10 protein-coding genes and 1 pseudogene are annotated in these 14719 nt (G+C 64.0%); 5 read left to right on the forward strand and 6 right to left on the reverse strand.

Annotated features, from left to right (window positions below; genetic code table 11):
* Positions 1–9 precede the first annotated feature (9 nt).
* The 5 genes and pseudogenes from rfbD to ACKFR8_RS10270 form a co-directional block, all read right to left on the reverse strand.
* Positions 10–1375: pseudogene (rfbD, locus tag ACKFR8_RS10250) on the reverse strand (dTDP-4-dehydrorhamnose reductase).
* Between the two features lie 15 nt (positions 1376–1390).
* Entirely contained in the window at positions 1391–2395 is a 1005-nt protein-coding gene (gene rfbB / locus ACKFR8_RS10255) for a dTDP-glucose 4,6-dehydratase (RefSeq protein WP_408929986.1), read from the reverse strand.
* 60 nt (positions 2396–2455) lie between these two features.
* Positions 2456–3811, reverse strand: coding sequence for a M1 family metallopeptidase (locus ACKFR8_RS10260; protein WP_408929987.1), 1356 nt, complete (start codon positions 3809–3811; stop codon positions 2456–2458).
* A gap of 108 nt (positions 3812–3919) precedes the next feature.
* Positions 3920–5002, reverse strand: coding sequence for an alpha/beta hydrolase (locus tag ACKFR8_RS10265; RefSeq protein ID WP_296132931.1), 1083 nt, complete (start codon positions 5000–5002; stop codon positions 3920–3922).
* Positions 5003–5040: 38 nt separating this feature from the next.
* Positions 5041–6549, reverse strand: a complete 1509-nt coding sequence (locus ACKFR8_RS10270; protein ID WP_296132930.1) for an alpha/beta hydrolase — start codon at positions 6547–6549, stop codon at positions 5041–5043.
* A gap of 704 nt (positions 6550–7253) precedes the next feature.
* Between ACKFR8_RS10270 and lpdA the strand changes: the two genes are divergently transcribed.
* Positions 7254–8666, forward strand: a complete 1413-nt coding sequence (lpdA, locus tag ACKFR8_RS10275) for a dihydrolipoyl dehydrogenase (protein WP_296132929.1) — start codon at positions 7254–7256, stop codon at positions 8664–8666.
* 156 nt (positions 8667–8822) lie between these two features.
* Here lpdA and ramB read toward each other — a convergent pair whose 3' ends face one another.
* Positions 8823–10229 carry an acetate metabolism transcriptional regulator RamB gene (gene ramB, locus ACKFR8_RS10280; protein ID WP_296132928.1) on the reverse strand — a complete coding sequence of 469 codons (1407 nt, stop codon included), beginning with the start codon at positions 10227–10229 and terminating at the stop codon, positions 8823–8825.
* Between the two features lie 403 nt (positions 10230–10632).
* Here ramB and ACKFR8_RS10285 point away from each other — a divergent pair, with 403 nt between their 5' ends.
* Genes ACKFR8_RS10285 through ACKFR8_RS10300 form a run of 4 tightly spaced genes read left to right on the forward strand, consistent with a single transcriptional unit; the run spans position 10633 to position 14683 of the window.
* Positions 10633–11388 carry a succinate dehydrogenase cytochrome b subunit gene (locus tag ACKFR8_RS10285; RefSeq protein ID WP_296132927.1) on the forward strand — a complete coding sequence of 252 codons (756 nt, stop codon included), beginning with the start codon at positions 10633–10635 and terminating at the stop codon, positions 11386–11388.
* A 15-nt stretch (positions 11389–11403) separates the two neighbouring features.
* Positions 11404–13515, forward strand: coding sequence for a fumarate reductase/succinate dehydrogenase flavoprotein subunit (locus tag ACKFR8_RS10290; protein ID WP_296132926.1), 2112 nt, complete (start codon positions 11404–11406; stop codon positions 13513–13515).
* Positions 13515–14264: a succinate dehydrogenase/fumarate reductase iron-sulfur subunit gene (locus ACKFR8_RS10295; protein WP_296132925.1), complete on the forward strand. Its 750-nt coding sequence runs from the start codon at positions 13515–13517 to the stop codon at positions 14262–14264. Before ACKFR8_RS10290 ends, ACKFR8_RS10295 begins: the two co-directional genes overlap by 1 nt.
* A 47-nt stretch (positions 14265–14311) precedes the next feature.
* Positions 14312–14683 (forward strand): hypothetical protein, encoded by a 372-nt coding sequence (locus ACKFR8_RS10300; protein ID WP_296132924.1) that lies wholly within the window; start codon positions 14312–14314, stop codon positions 14681–14683.
* Positions 14684–14719 lie beyond the last annotated feature (36 nt).

Genomic DNA, 14719 nt, shown 5'->3' on the forward strand with positions numbered 1-14719 from the left:
TGGTGAGTGTTATGCTGGGTAAAGTCCCAGGTAGAGCGCCAAAGCGGCCCGCCAATTCATGGGTGTAAAGCCCGTGGACTCAATCTTTGACAGGTCGAAGGTGGACTCCTGCGGGCGCGGTGCCTCGGGCCCGGCAATCTCGCGGTACTGCTCGGTGCTTACCGGGGTGACATCGGCGGGGTCCTGGCCCACGCCGGTGAAGACAGCCATGGCGATTTCATCGCGCCCCACCACATCCCCGGAGTTGGAGAGGTTGTACACGCCGTACTCCGCGCCGGTTTTCAAGCAGGTGGATGATGCCCTTGGCCAAGTCCTCGGCAAAGGTCGGGCGGCCGCGCTGATCGTGGATGACGGAGGGCTTTACTCCCTTGTTCGCGAGCGAGCGCATCGTGGCCATGAAGTTTGCGCCATCGCCAAAGACCCAGGAGGTGCGGATGACAAAGTGGCGCGGGGCGGTCTGCGCTGCGGTATCGCCCGCGGCCTTCGACGCGCCGTAGGCCGACAGCGGGGAGGGCAGCTCCTCTTCGGTGTGGACCTCGTTAGAACCGTCAAAGATGTAGTCGCTGGAGATGTGCACCAGGGTCAGGTTGTTCTCCGCCGCGATGCGCGCGAGCTTCGCCGGGGCCGAGGCGTTGACCGCCCATGCAGCCTGGCGGTCTGATTCCGCGCCGTTGACGTCGTTGTAGGCCGCGCAGTTGATAATGGCGGAGTACTGCTTCCACGGGCGGGCAGGGGGGTCAGTGATATCGAAGTCTTCATGCCCGCAGAACTCCACCTCACCCAGCCCGGCGGTGGGGAGGAACTTCTTGAGCGCGCGGCCGAGCTGCCCGCCTGAGCCGGTGACGAGGATGCGGCGCGGGGACATCGGGGAGACGTCGCCAAGCGCGGCGTGCTCCTTGTCCTTATCGGAGATCTCCGTCGGCTCCAGCGGCCAGTCCACCATGTTCAGGTTGACGCAGGTGTACTCCGCGTCCGGGGACCAGTGGTCGTTGACCAGGTAGGAGTATGCGCACGGCTCCAGCGCCTGGAAGCCGTTGGCCACCCCGCGCGGGACGAACACGGCGGTGTCCGGACTAATCTCCTGGGTAACCAGCTGACCAAAGGTCTCTGAGCCCTCACGCAGATCGCACCACGCGCCGAAGACCCGCCCGGTGGCCACGGAGACCAGCTTGTCCCAGGGCTCTGCGTGCAGCCCGCGCGTGACCCCCTTCTCCGCGTTGAAGGAGACGTTGTTTTGCACCGGCTGAAAATCCGGCAGGCCCGCGGCCACCATCTTTTCACGCTGCCAGTTCTCCTTGAACCAGCCGCGGTTATCGCCGTGGACGTCCAGCTCCACAATGAGCAGGCCCTCGATGGCCGTTGACTGCACCTTCATTACCTATCCTCCCTTTTACTGGCCCTGCGCGGCGTAGTGCGCTTCGACGTCGTCCTTGCCTGCCCGCCACCACTCTTCGTGGGCGCGGTACCACTCGATGGTGTCCTTGAGCCCTGCGCGCAGGTCCGTGTAGCGCGGGGTCCAACCCAGCTCGCGGCGCAGCTTGCTGGCGTCCATGGCGTAGCGCTGGTCGTGGCCCGGGCGGTCCGCCACGTGCTCGAAACGCGCCCGGCCATTATCCGTCGCCCCCATGAGCTCACAGATCATCTCGATGACCTGGCGGTTGTTCAGGTCTTCCTGGTCGGCGCCGATGTTGTAGGTCTCCCCACTGCGTCCGCGGTCCAGGATGGCCAGTACCGCCTCGTTGTGATCATCAACGTGAATCCAGTCGCGCACCTGCTCGCCGGTGCCGTACAGCTTGGCCGGCTGCCCCAGGAGTAGGTTAGTAATCTGCCGCGGGATGAACTTCTCAATGTGCTGGTAGGGGCCGTAATTATTGGAGCAGTTCGACACCGTTGCCCGCAGCCCAAAGCTGCGCACCCACGCGCGCACCAGGTGGTCTGAGCCGGCCTTCGTGGCGGAATACGGCGAGGAGGGGTTATACGGGGTCTCTTCGGTGAAGTAAGTATCCGCGCCGATCTCTAGGTCCCCGAAGACCTCATCGGTGGAGACGTGGTGGAAGCGCACGTCGTGGCGGCGGCAGGCCTCCAGCAGCGTGAACGTTCCCACCACGTTGGTGTGGATGAACGGCGAAGGGTCCCGCAGGGAGTTGTCATTGTGGGACTCGGCGGCGAAGTGGACCACGGTATCGGCCTGGGCCACGAGCTTGTCGACGATTCCCCCATCCGCCACGTCCCCCACCACTAGCGTGGCGTCCACGCCGGCGAGGTTGGCGCGGTTGCCTGCGTAGGTGAGCTTGTCCAGGACCGTGATGTCTACCTCGGGCCGCTGCTGGGCCACGAGCCGCACGAAGTTTGCACCAATAAAGCCGGCGCCGCCGGTGACAAGCAGTGAACGCATGGTGCACCAGTCTAGCGCGCCGGGCAGGGCAGTGACTGTGGGCCGGGGAGAAGGAGAGTGCTAGGCCGGGAACGGCGGCAGCTGCGGCTGATCCAGCCACTGGGCCAGGAGCTTGTCGACGTCTCCGGGGGCCCCCGCCGCACGCAGCCGGCTGATGAGGTCGCCCGGGGTGACCACCGAGTGCTGCGCTGCGGTGAGGTAATCCCGGACGGCCGGGAAGAACGCGGTGTCCCCCAGCAGGCGGCGCAGCGCGTGCACGGTGAGCGCGCCGCGCTTGTACACGCGGTCATCGAACATGTCGCGCGTGCCCGGGTCACTAAGCAGCAGATCCTGGCGCTTGCGGGCGAGCACCTGGTAGTGCGAGCGCGCCGAGTTGTGCGCCGGGCGGCCGTGCGCGTGCTCCATCCACAGCCACTCGCAGTAGCAGGCAAAGCCCTCGTTGAGCCAGATGTCCTTCCACTCGCTCAAGCCCACGGAGTTGCCGAACCACTGGTGGGAGAGCTCGTGGGCAATGAGCCGCTCGAAGACGTGGTCTCCCTTGACGTGGTTGGACCCGAAGATGGACAGGCCCTGGGCCTCCAGCGGGATTTCCAGCGCGTCCTCGGTGATGACCACCTGGTAGTCGGGGAAGGGGTAGGGCCCGAAGAGCATGGAGTAGAAGTCCAGCATCTCCTGCTGCTGGGCAAACTCATCGAGCACCCGCGGCTTGAGGCTCGCCGGCGCCCAGGCTCGGACGTTGCGGCCCAGGGGGATCTCCAGAAACTCGCCCACCTGCACCGTGGCCAGGTAGGTGGCCATGGGGTGGTCCACGCGGTAGTGCCAGCGCGTCATGGATCCGCCCGCCCGGCGGCGGGAGACCAGCGCGCCGTTGGAGATGACCACGAAGGGATCATCGGCGGTGATGCGGATATCGTAGGTGGCCTTGGCGCTCGGGGTGTCGTCGCACGGGAACCAGCTGGGCGCACCGTTGGGCTGGCTCGCCACCAGCGAGCCGGACTCGGTTTCCTCCCAACCGATTTCGCCCCACGGCGTGCGCAGCGGACGCGGCGAGCCACCGTAGCGGATGTGCAGCTCGAACTCGGTGTTCTCCGCGATGGGCTCGGCGAAGTTGAGGCGCAGCTTCCCGCCCGAAAGGCGGAACTTGGCCACCCGTGGTGCGTGCTTCGCGGTGATGCGGCGCGCCACCATCGCCCCGCCGAGGTCCAGCGTGAGCTTGTCCAGCTCCTCCAGCGCGCGAAGGTGGAGTACTGCCTCGCCCTGCAGCATGTTGGGCTCCACGCGGTAGGTCAGATCTAGGTCGTAGTGTGTGACCTCGAAGCCGAGGTTGAAGTCCACCCCGGTATAGCTGTCCCGGAGGGGCGTTGCCTGCCCGCGGGCGGCGGCGACATGCGAAAGGGCGGTGGAAAGCAGCTTCATAATGCCGCTATCCTACCGCCCTGAGTGCCCCGGCCCGAAGCCAGGGGTTTTTGCGCCGAGCAGCACCGCGTTCTGTGCCGTGAAGCTGCCGTGACGTTGCCGGGAAGCCTAGGAGTTGAAGGCCGACTCGAAGGTGGCCCAGGACTTCTGCATGTCTTCCTCCCAGCCCGGCCAGGAGTGGGTGCCGACGTTACGGAAGTTGTAGTCCGCCGGGATACCCTGCTTGTCCAGCTTGGCCTTGAGCATGTGCGTGCAGTGGTTGACGGCGCTTTCGATGACGCCGCCTTCCACCTGCAGCTGCGCGGAGCCGACGTAGGCCAGCGCCGGATCGTAGCCCTGGTTGATGTAGTAGGACGGGGTGTCCTTCTCTCCGGCCAGGCCCGAGGCGGAGGAGATGTACAGCTTGGTGCCGCGCAGCTTCTCCGAATTCATCAGGGCGTCGTTGTAGCGGTTGGTAGCCGAGCCCATCTCGCCCCACATCTGCTCCGGCTGTGCGCCGCCGCGGTTCACGGTCACGCGCAGGAACTGGTACTCCAGCGGGTAGGCGGTGGCGGCGCAGCCGGCGAAGGAGCCGGCGGCGTCGTAGAAGCCCTGGTTGTGCTGGGCCAGCAGCAGCGAGGAGGTGGCGGACATGGACATGCCGGCAATCGCACGCTTGTCATTGGCCTGGAGGCGGGACTCCAGCGGTCCCGGCAGCTCCTTGGTCAGGAAGGTCTCCCACTTCTGCGGGCCGTTGAGGTACTTGCCGTGCGGCTCTGCCTGCCAGTCGGTGTAGTAGGAGAACGCACCGGCCTGCGGGATCACCACGTTGACGTCCTTGTCCGCGTAGAAATCCACGACGTCGGAGTTGAATAGCCAGTCGGTGTTCTGCTCGGAGGAACCGGCGCCGTTGAGAAGGTAAATGGTGGGGCGGTTAGCGTTCTTCGCCGGGATGACTGCCAGCGGGATCGTGCGGCCGTTCATGGCCGGTGAGGTGGCCTGCAGCTTGAGCACGCGCGGGTCATCCTTGTACTTGCCGTACCAACCCTGGTTGGCCACCTCCGGGGTGGGAGCCAGATCCGAGATGGTGGACAGTTCCGCGTCCCCGGCAACCTGTTCCGGGGTGACGGTGGCTGCGCCCGCGGTGACGGGCGTAACCAGGGCCGCGGCGGACAGCGCGCCGGCGGCGAGGAGAGAGCTAAGACGCTTCATTAGGTTCCTTCTTCAACGAAAAATACGGCCAATTGAGCTTACTGCTCGGTCGCCGCAGGGTCTACCGGCAGGGAGTCTGCGGGGGCAGCGGGATCCGCCTCCGCAGCGGCCTTGTCCGTGTCCTTGATATCGGCGTCCGCAGCCTTTTCGTTAGCAACCTCGGCGGTGTCTGCGGCTTCTGCCGCGTCAGCAGCATCAGCAGCGTCAGTGTCGGTAGCGTCTTCCTTCTCTGCGGACTCAGAGTAGGTGGTGACCTCCGGGGTAGCGTTCGGATCCACCGGCAGGCCAAGGCCACGGGCGAAGGTCGGCCACGAGGAGTTCACGTCATCCAACCATGCCGGCCAGGAGTGGGTGCCCGTCGGGCGCAGGTTGTAGGTAGCGTCAACGCCTTCCTTCTCCAGCTTGGCCTTGAGGTCGTGGGTGCAGGCGCTCATGGCTGCCTCGATGACGCCGCCCTCAACCACCAGGGTGGAGGAGGACTTGAAGGCAGCGGCGCTGCCCAGTGCCTGGCGCTTGGAGGAGCCGAGATCATTCATGTCCGCCAAACCGGAGTTGGTGGAGATGTAGATCTCGGAATTGCCCATGTTGTTCTTGGTGGCGTTGATCAGGCCGTCGTTGTAGCGGTTGTAATCGCCGCCCATCGGGCCCCACATCTGAGTGGTGTCGCCGCCGCCACGGTTTACGGTGAGCTGGGAGTAGAAGTTCGGCAGCGGGGTAGAGGTAGCCGCGCAGCCGGAGAAGGAGCCGATGGCGTCGTAAAAATTCGGGTTGTGCTGCGCCAGGACCAGGGAGGAGGTGGCGGACATGGACATGCCGGCGATGCCGCGCTTGCCGTTGCCCTTGATGTGATCCTCCAGCGGGCCAGGCAGCTCCTTGGTCAGGAAGGTCTCCCACTTCTGCGGGCCCTTGAGGTAGCCGCGGTCCGGGGAAGTGACCCAGTCGGTGTAGTAGGAGAAGGCGCCGGCCTGCGGGATGACGACGTTGACTCCGCGATCGGCGTAGTAGTCATCGATGTCCTGGGTGCCGTCCTTCTTCGGGTCGAGGTCCTTACCCGCCGTCGCGGAAAGCCAGTCCATGCCCTGCTGGGCGCCGCCAGCACCATTGAGCAGGTAGAGCGTCGGGCGGGATTCATCGAAGGTGCCGTCCGGGGTGATAACCGCCAGCGGGACCTCGCGGCCGTCCATGGCCGGGGAGGTGGCCTTCAGGGGCTTGATGCGCGCGCGGTAGTCCGGGTACTTCAGGACGTAGCCCATCCAGTTCTTGGCGTCAGGCAGATCGGCGATCTTCACCTTGTCAAAGGTCTTGTTGGTGCCGATGGCAGCTTCGTACTCGGCGCGCGACGGTGAAGGCTGGCCGGCCTCGTCCTTGGGCAGGTACTGCTCGAGCTCGGCGTAAATATCGAGCGCGGAGACGTCAGACGGGGTGGCATCGCCTTGGATCTGTTCCGGCTTAATGTCGGAGGCGCCGGCGGTAGGGGCAGCGATCACGGCACCGAACGCGAGCGTGGTGGCCGCCGCGACGGTGGTGAGAGAACGCGCAAACTTCATGGATTCTCGCTTTCGTAGTGATGAGCTAAAGAAGTAGGGCCAGTCTAAAAGCTGCGGCGGACACGGGCCTTCAAAAGCGGTGGTGTGCTGGTAGAAGGCCGGTTCCGCAGATTCTAGAGAGTAAGGGCGACTCTAAACATAGCAAGTTACAGGGGTGAATGGTGGTATTGAAGTGAAAACCGTGTCATAATCTTCAAGCGATCTTCGTGGGCTACCGCGCCCCGATGTAACGCTGCGCCGCCACGGCCCGTTAGACATTGTGAAGATAGCCGTGGCGCTACCGCTAAGCAGCGCCACCGTTGAGCACCAGCAACTTCAGAAAGAAGAACCATGAACTTTTTTGATTCCATCCTCGTGTCCATCAACCAGGTGCTGGGCAAGCTCCTGCACGCCGGCTCTTCCTCCTCCTCCAAGTCCGCTCTGGAAATGGGCCTGTACTAAAGCCCACCTTCTGGGAGACCACCTGTAGGGAGTTCTCCTAGAGGGTTCTCCGCCAGCCTGCTGGCGCTTGATGCGCGCGGCCCCCGCCTCACCCACCGGCCTTTGCCACGGTGAGGGACGGGGGCCGTTGCTGATCGCGGGGTAGGGGAGCGGGGTTAGAGCGCCTGCACTCTGCGGAGCATTGCGGTCGACGTGTGCGCCTTGTCCCCCACAACATCGGGGGTGGTGAGACATCAGGCACAAAGTTCCGTATTCTGTAGGACGTGACTAATGAACATTTTGACGTTGTAGTACTCGGTGCGGGCCCTGGCGGCTACGTGTCCGCCATCCGCGCTGCCCAGCTGGGCAAGAAGGTTGCCGTAATTGAGAAGCAGTACTGGGGCGGTGTCTGTCTCAACGTGGGCTGCATCCCCTCCAAGGCGCTCCTCAAGAACGCTGAGGTTGCACACACCTTTAACCACGAGGCCAAGGCTTTCGGCATCTCCGGCGATGTCTCCTTTGACTTCGGCGTGGCGCACAAGCGCTCCCGCAAGGTCTCGGAGGGCATCGTCAAGGGCGTGCACTACCTGATGAAGAAGAACAAGATCACGGAGATCAACGGTCTGGGTTCCTTCAAGGACGCCAAGACCATTGAGATCACCGAGGGCGACGATCAGGGTAAGACCGTTACCTTTGATAACTGCATCATCGCCACCGGCTCCGTCGTGCGCTCCCTCCCGGGCGTGGAAATCGGCGGCAACATCGTCTCCTTCGAGGAGCAGATCCTCAAGGAAGATGCCCCGGAATCCATGGTCATCGTGGGTGCCGGCGCCATCGGCATGGAGTTCGCCTACGTCCTGGCCAACTACGGCGTGGACGTGACCATCGTGGAGTTCATGGACCGTGTCCTGCCGAACGAGGACAAGGACGTGTCCAAGGAGATTGCCAAGCAGTACAAGAAGCTCGGCGTGAAGCTTCTTACCGGCTACAAGACCACCGCCATTAAGGACAACGGCGATAACGTCACCGTGGAGGTCGAGTCCAAGGATGGCTCCAAGACCGACTCCCTGACCGTGGATCGCTGCATGGTCTCCATCGGCTTTGCCCCGCGCACCGAGGGCTTCGGCCTGGAGAACACTGGCGTGGAGCTCACGGAGCGCGGCGCCATTGCTATCGACGATTACATGCGCACCAACGTTGATGGCATCTACGCCATTGGCGATGTGACCGCGAAGCTGCAGCTCGCCCACGTGGCCGAGGCCCAGGGCGTTGTCGCCGCCGAGGTTATCGCCGGCGCTGAGACCCAGCTGCTCGGTGACTACATGAACATGCCGCGCGCCACCTTCTGCAACCCGCAGGTTGCGTCCTTCGGCTACACCGAGGAGCAGGCCCGCGAGAAGTTCGCAGACCGCGACATCAAGGTTGCTACCTTCCCGTTCTCCGCGAACGGCAAGGCGGCCGGCCTCAACGAGACCGCCGGCTTTGTCAAGCTCATCGCGGACGGCGAGTTCGGTGAGCTCATCGGCGGCCACATGGTGGGCTCCAACGTCTCCGAGCTGCTGCCGGAGCTGACCCTGGCCCAGCGCTTCGACCTGACCGCCGAGGAAATTGGCCGCAACGTGCACACGCACCCGACCCTGTCGGAGGCCATGAAGGAAGCTGCCGAGGGCATCGGCGGCCACATGATCAACCTCTAAAGGTTCGTTCACGGCTGTAGGCCACAGCGCCACAGCAATCAGCCCCCTCCACCCCGCAGGCACCGTCACGGTGCTGGAAGGGAAGGAGGGGGCTTCTGCGTGCCGGGGGAGCCTCGCGCGGCCCGCCCACGCCCGGAAGTGTCGGAGTTGGTCGTCTTAGTACGGGGCGACGGCGGAACGGTGAGCGTCGATAGTCAGCTCCTCGTTGATAGCCGGGAAGGCGCGCTGCGCGCAGTTCTGGCGCGGGCACGTGCGGCAGCCGGCACCAATGGGCGTGGCGGCGGAAAGGTCCTCCAGGTTGAGCCCCTTGCCGTACACCGTGCGATCCGCATGGCGAGCTTCGCAGCCCAGGCCAATGGCGAAGAGCTTGTTGGTGTCCCCAAAGCGGCCCTGCGGATAGCTCACCGTGCGGGAGACCCACAGGTAGTTGCGCCCATCCGGCATTTGCGCCAGCTGGCGGGAAATAGTGTTGGGGCGGGAGAAGGACTCGTAGACGTTCCACAGCGGGCACGTGCCCCCAGAGTTGGAGAAGTGCACGCCGGTGGCGGACTGCCGCTTCGACATGTTGCCCGCCCGGTCCACGCGCACGAAGGTAAAGGGGATGCCGCGCTGGTTGGTGCGCTGCAGGGTGGACAGGCGCGAGGCCACCGTTTCATAGCCCACGCCGAAGACGTTGCATAGATACTCCACGTCGTAGCCGGACTGCTCGGCCTCGGAATGCATGAGGGAATAGGGCAGGACGGTGGCTGCAGCGAGATAGTTAGCAATGCCGCGCCGGGCTAGGTTGATGGAAGCCTCGGAGGTGAACGGTTCCTCGTCCACCAAGCCGTCGATAAGCGCGCCCGCCTCCAAGAATCCCAGCTCCGCTGCCATCCGGAAGGCGCGCTGCCCCACGGAGAGCCGGCTGGCCAGCCGGAACGTGCCGGAGTCCTTGTCAAAGCGGTGGAGTGTGCCGTCCATTCGGTCCGTGGTGATGATCTCCACGCCGTGGGCGGAGCTGAGGCGGTCCGCCAGGGCTTGCTCGGTCTCCCGAATGCGGAACTTTTCCACGCCAAGCTCCCCGGCCAGCGCCTCGGCGTGGTGGTCCAGCTCATCCAGGTAGTTCCGGCGGGCGTAGAAGAAGTCCCGCACCTCGTCGTGCGGCATGGACAGCGCCTGGCTGCCGTCGGAGCGGCGGGTATCGGTGGCCAGGGAGAGCTTGTCCCGGATGTTGCGATAGCGGCGGTGGATGTCCACCAGGGTTCGTGCAACAGTGGGGTGGTTGTACACCAATTCGGACAACTCCTGCAGCTCCACGGGGGAGGGAGAAATCTCCTGATCCTGGACCACATCCTGGATCTCTGCGAGCAGGCGCGAGTCATCATCGCGGGAGAAAAACGTGGCGTCCACCCCAAAGACCTCCGTGATGCGGAGGAGGACGGGCACGGTGAGCGGGCGCACGTCGTGCTCAATCTGGTTAACGTAGCTGGCGGATAGTCCCAGGGTGGCGGCAAGGGAGGCCTGGCTGAGATCTCTTTCGCGACGCAGCTGGCGCAGACGGGACCCTACGTAAGTCTTGCTCATGTGAGCTAGGTTACCTCCGGACATTTGGTCATAACAGTGTTTTTGCAAAGAAAGTGTCAAGCAGTTTAACTGTGCTGCAAAGCCGGGGGTGGCGTCGGGGTAGTTTGCTACGGATACTAGGTGGATACCAAGCGAAAGTTTGACGTCTAAAGGGGTGAAGCCGTCACTCGCGCTACACCCTGTGAGGAAAGTCTCAACCGTGAAATATTTACGCAACGGCCATATTGCGTAAAGGAAAGCGATCAAGGTAAAGCGGCATAACGTCGTCGCAATATAAGGTCATGCTTACCTTATCTACTTTCTACGGGTGCTCAGCGCGTGGGTAGGGCGGCTCCGAAACCCCGAAATTGAGTAGTAACCAGCGCGAAAGCCTGCGTAAGGTAAACGGGACTATGGAGGTGTCATGTCTGTAAAAAATCCTGACCGTGAAGCCCTCGCTCACGGCCGCATTACTAATGAAACGATTCGTCCTAAGCCGGGAATCCCGTCCTGGGCTTTGAAACTGACGATGGCTATCACTGGCCTGTTCTTCGCCCTCTTCGTCGTGGGCCACATGGCCGGCAACCTAAAGCTGTACCTGCCGGCACACGACGGCGAGGAAGCGCTCGACGCATACGGCGAGTTCCTGCGTGATCTGGGCGCCCCGCTCATTCCGCACGGCCACACCCTGTGGATCATCCGCATCGTCCTGCTGGCCTGCGTGATCGCCCACATCTACGGCGCCTTTGCCCTCACGGCGCGCTCCAAGGCTTCCCGTGGCAAGTTCAGCCGCACCAACCTCATGGGCGGCATGGACTCCTTCGCCACCCGGAGCATGCTGGTGACCGGCATCGTGCTGCTGCTCTTCATCATCTTCCACCTGCTGGACCTCACCGTCGGCGTGCAGCCGATTGCCGCTGAGGCCTTCCAGCACGGCGCGGTGAAGGCCAACATGCTGGCTACCTTCTCCCGCTGGCCGGTGACCATCGTTTACGTCATCGCCATGCTCTGCCTCTTCCTGCACCTCACCCACGGCATCCGCCTCGCCGCGTCTGACCTGGGTATCACCGGTGCAAAGTGGCGCGAGGTCTTTGTCATCCTGGCGTACATCATCCCGGCCGTCGTGTGCCTGGCCAACATTGTCATGCCGTTGTCCGTCGCCCTGGGCTGGGTTAGCTAAAGGAGATTTGAACCCATGACTAACGCGAACCCTTACTCTGCAGGAAACGCAGGAAACACCGCGCAGGCAGAGAGCGCGCAGAACGCTCAGAGCTCTCAGAACGCTCAGAACACTGCACAGTCTGACCTCAAGCGCGAGCACCCGAACTTCCAGCACCCGCAGTCCATCGTCCCGGGTGTGAAGCCGGGCCGCATCCTGGAGTCCCACGAGCCGCACGGCGTCCCGATGAAGGATATGTGGTCCTACCAGAAGGACCACATGGAGCTGGTCTCCCCGCTCAACCGCCGCAAGTTCGAAATCCTGGTGGTCGGCACCGGCCTGTCCGCCGGCTCCGCCGCCGCGGCGCTGGGTGAGCTGGGCTACAAGGTCAAGGTTTTCACCTACCACGATTCCCCGCGCCGCGCGCACTCCATTGCGGCGCAGGGTGGTGTGAACTCCTCGCGCCACAAGAAGGTGGATAATGACTCCGCCTACCGCCACACCAAGGACACCGTGAAGGGCGGCGACTACCGCTGCCGCGAGTCCGACTGCTGGCGCCTGGCATACGAGTCCATCCGCGTCATCGACCACATGAACGCCATCGGCGCCCCGTTCGCCCGCGAGTACGGCGGCACCCTGGCCACCCGCTCCTTCGGTGGCGTGCAGGTCTCTCGCACCTACTACACCCGTGGCCAAACGGGTCAGCAGCTGCAGCTGTCCACCACCTCGGCGCTCTACCGCCAGATTGGTCTGGGCAACGTGGAGCTCTTCGCTCACCACGATCTGCAGGACATCATCACCTACGACGACGGTGGCAAGAAGCGCGCCGGCGGCATCGTGACCCGCAACCTCATCACGGGTGAGCTCAAGGCCTTCACCGGCCACGCGGTCATCCTGGGTACCGGTGGTTACGGCAACGTGTACCACATGTCCACGCTGGCCAAGAACTCCAACGCAGGCGCCATGATGCGCGCCTACGAGCACGGTGCATACCTGGCCTCCCCGGCGTTCATTCAGTTCCACCCGACGGGCCTGCCGGTCAACTCCGAGTGGCAGTCCAAGACCATCCTGATGTCGGAGTCCCTGCGTAACGATGGCCGCATCTGGTCCCCGAAGAAGGAGGGCGACGACCGCCACGCCAACGACATCCCGGAGGAGGAGCGCGACTACTTCCTGGAGCGCCGCTACCCGGCCTTCGGTAACCTGGTCCCGCGTGACGTGGCATCCCGCGCCATCTCCCAGCAGATCAACGCCGGCCTGGGCGTGGGCCCGCTGCACAACTCCGTGTACCTGGACTTCCGCGACGCTATCCAGCGTCTGGGCAAGGACAAGATCCGCGAGCGCTACTCCAACCTCATCGAGATGTACGAAGAGGCCATTGGTGAGTCCGCGTACGAGACCCCGATGCGCATCGCCCCGACCTGCCACTTCACCATGGGTGGCCTGTGGACGGACTTCAACGAGATGACCGCCATCGACGGCCTCTTCGCCGCCGGCGAGTGCTCCTGGACCTACCACGGTGCGAACCGCCTGGGCGCTAACTCCCTGCTGTCCGCGTCCGTCGACGGCTGGTTCACCCTCCCGTTCACCATCCCGAACTACCTGGCGGGCCACCTGGGCGAGGAGAAGCTGCCAGAGGATTCCGCCGCCGCGCAGGAATCCGTGGCACGCGCGCAGCAGCGCATCGACCGCCTCATGTCCGTCCAGGGCCAGGACCCGCACGGCCCGGCGCACTACCACCGCCAGCTGGGTGAGATCCTCTACTGGGGTTGCGGCGTGTCCCGCAACGTGGAGGACCTCAAGGTGGCCATCGATAAGATCCGTGCCCTGCGCAAGGACTTCTGGGCCAACGTCCGCATTACGGGCGACGCTAACGATATGAACCAGGTGCTGGAGTACGGCCTCCGCGTGGCCGACTACATCGACCTGGGCGAGCTCATGTGCATCGACGCCCTGGACCGCGACGAGTCCTGTGGCGCCCACTTCCGCGACGACCACCTCACCGAGGACGGCGAGGCCGAGCGTGACGACGAGAACTGGTGCTTCGTCTCCGCGTGGGAGCCGGGCAACGCCGAGGGCGAGTTCATTCGCCACGCTGAGCCGCTGTACTTTGATTCGATCCCGCTGATGACAAGGAACTACAAGTAATGAAACTGACACTTGAGATCTGGCGTCAAGCCGGACCGACGCAAGAAGGCAAGTTCGAGACCGTGGAGGTCGCGGACGCCGCCGAGCAGATGTCCATCCTGGAGCTACTGGACCACGTCAACGAGGGCATGGTGGAGGCCGGCAACGAGCCTTTCGCCTTTGCCTCCGACTGCCGTGAGGGTATCTGCGGCACCTGTGGCCTCCTAGTCAACGGTCGCCCGCACGGCCCGGGCCAGAACACCCCGGCCTGCCAGCAGCGCCTGTTCCAGTTCAAGGACGGCGACAAGATCAAGCTGGAGCCCTTCCGCTCCGCCGCCTACCCGGTGATCAAGGACATGATTGTGGACCGCGCCAAGCTGGACCACGTCATGGAGCAGGGTGGCTATGTCTCCATGGACGCCGGCACCGCGCCGGACGCTGACACCCTGCACGTCAACCACGAGACCTCCGAGTACGCCCTGGATCACGCCGCCTGCATCGGCTGCGGTGCCTGCGTGGCTGCCTGCCCGAACGGTGCGGCCCACCTGTTCACCGGCGCCAAGCTGGTTCACCTCTCCCTCATGCCGCTGGGCAAGGAAGAGCGTGGCCGCCGTGCTCGCAACATGGTGGACGATCTGGAGCAGAACTTCGGCCACTGCTCGCTCTACGGCGAGTGCGCCGACGTGTGCCCGGCGGGCGTGCCGCTGACCGCTGTGTCTGCGGTTACCCGCGAACGTGCACGTGCTGCTTTCCGCGGCAAGGACGACTAAGCTATAGTCATTCACAGGATTAACAGGAACGAGAGAAAGTTTCAGGCATGAGCGACCTCAACCCGGCAGTTGCTGATCACCACAGCGAGACCTACCCGGAGTTCACCGGTAAGATTCAGGATTCCTACATCGAGGGCTATGACCCGGTGTCCTTCGGTGCACCGCACTCCTCCCTGCTGCGCACCTCCACCTGGGTGGGCATGGGCCTGGTTCTGTCGCTCCTGCCGGCCGCCGGCACCCTGATCTGGGGTCTGGGCACTTGGCAGTTCCCGATGGGCACCGCTGGCGCTGACTACCAGCTGCCGATCATCATCGGTGCTGTCCTGCTCGGCGTCGTGGCCGTCCTGGCCGTCGGCGGCATCCACTTTGGCCGCCGCTACTACCGCCAGTACCGCAAGGAAACCGGCCGCCTCAACTAGGCAACACTAGGACGTTGAACGCCTAAGTTTCTGTAC

Source organism: Corynebacterium axilliensis (assembly GCF_046097495.1).
Lineage (GTDB): Bacteria > Actinomycetota > Actinomycetes > Mycobacteriales > Mycobacteriaceae > Corynebacterium.

Coding starts and splice junctions, on each gene's coding strand:
- rfbB (WP_408929986.1), bottom strand. CDS start 2,395: ATGCGTTCACTGCTTGTCACCGGCGGCGCCGGCTTTATTGGTGCAAAC.
- ACKFR8_RS10260 (WP_408929987.1), bottom strand. CDS start 3,811: ATGAAGCTGCTTTCCACCGCCCTTTCGCATGTCGCCGCCGCCCGCGGG.
- ACKFR8_RS10265 (WP_296132931.1), bottom strand. CDS start 5,002: ATGAAGCGTCTTAGCTCTCTCCTCGCCGCCGGCGCGCTGTCCGCCGCG.
- ACKFR8_RS10270 (WP_296132930.1), bottom strand. CDS start 6,549: ATGAAGTTTGCGCGTTCTCTCACCACCGTCGCGGCGGCCACCACGCTC.
- ramB (WP_296132928.1), bottom strand. CDS start 10,229: ATGAGCAAGACTTACGTAGGGTCCCGTCTGCGCCAGCTGCGTCGCGAA.
- ACKFR8_RS10285 (WP_296132927.1), top strand. CDS start 10,633: ATGTCTGTAAAAAATCCTGACCGTGAAGCCCTCGCTCACGGCCGCATT.
- ACKFR8_RS10290 (WP_296132926.1), top strand. CDS start 11,404: ATGACTAACGCGAACCCTTACTCTGCAGGAAACGCAGGAAACACCGCG.
- ACKFR8_RS10295 (WP_296132925.1), top strand. CDS start 13,515: ATGAAACTGACACTTGAGATCTGGCGTCAAGCCGGACCGACGCAAGAA.
- ACKFR8_RS10300 (WP_296132924.1), top strand. CDS start 14,312: ATGAGCGACCTCAACCCGGCAGTTGCTGATCACCACAGCGAGACCTAC.